Origin of the sequence: Streptomyces cyaneofuscatus (assembly GCF_000718135.1) — a bacterium.
Lineage (GTDB): Bacteria > Actinomycetota > Actinomycetes > Streptomycetales > Streptomycetaceae > Streptomyces > Streptomyces cyaneofuscatus.
This window is the reverse complement of sequence record NZ_JOEM01000054.1, coordinates 1-919: the sequence shown is the minus strand read 5'-3', so window position 1 is coordinate 919 and position 919 is coordinate 1. Positions and strand designations below refer to the sequence as shown.

At 63.8% G+C, this 919-nt stretch carries 1 protein-coding gene; it reads left to right on the top strand.

Going from position 1 to position 919, the window contains the following annotated elements:
- The first annotated feature begins 48 nt into the window (after positions 1-48).
- Positions 49-899, top strand: a protein-coding gene (locus tag IF17_RS1000000138860) for an IS5 family transposase (RefSeq protein ID WP_425315179.1) whose coding sequence is annotated in 2 segments (ribosomal slippage) — positions 49-397 and positions 397-899 — 852 coding nt in all. Because the reading frame shifts where the segments join, the coding sequence is not laid out codon by codon here.
- The last annotated feature ends 20 nt before the right edge of the window (positions 900-919 follow it).

Here is a 919-nt window from a genome sequence, read left to right as displayed (position 1 = left end):
CTGCTAGGGCCTGTCTTCAAAGGCTATTGATGGGGCATCATATGACGCATGGTGCGGCGACATGAGCTCTCGGACGAAGAGTGGGACGTTCTGTCGGGGCTGCTTCCGCGGACGGAAACGGGGCGGCCTCGGCGGGACGACCGGGTGGTGCTGAACGGAATCGTGTGGAAGCTGCGGACCGGTTCGGCCTGGCGTGATGTGCCGGAGAGATACGGTTCCTGGCGGACGTTGTACACACGTTTCCGCAGGTGGGCGCTCGATGGAACGTTCACGCGGATGCTTGAGGCCGTTCAGGCTCAGAAGGATGCGGCGGGAGACGTCGACTGGCTGGTTTCCGTGGACTCCACGATCACCCGCGCTCATCAGCACGCGGCCGGCGCCCGTAAAAAGGGGCCGGCCATGCAGAAACGGCACACGCTCACGCCCTCGGACGGTCCCGTGGCGGACTGACGACCAAGATTCACCTAGCCTGCGACGGCCGCGGCCGTCCGCTCGGCTTTGTCGTCACCGGCGGCAACGTCAACGACTGCACGCAGTTCGAGCAGGTCCTTGCGCAGATCAGGGTTCGCCGCCCAGGCCCAGGCCGACCGCGCAACCGGCCCGATCATCTCCTGGGCGACAAGGGATACAGCAGTCGAGGCATACGCAACTACCTGCGGAAACGCGGTATCTCGCACACCATCCCGGAACGCTCGGACCAGCAGGCAAACCGCCGCCGTCGTGGCAGCAACGGCGGCAGACCGCCCGCTTTCGACAAGGAGCGCTACAAACAGCGCAACGTCGTCGAGCGCTGCTTCAACGCGTTAAAGCAGTACCGGGCCATAGCCACCCGATACGACAAAACCCGCGAATCCTACGAAGCAGCACTCACCATCGCGTCACTCCTGATCTGGATATGACCCTTTGAAGACAGGCCCTA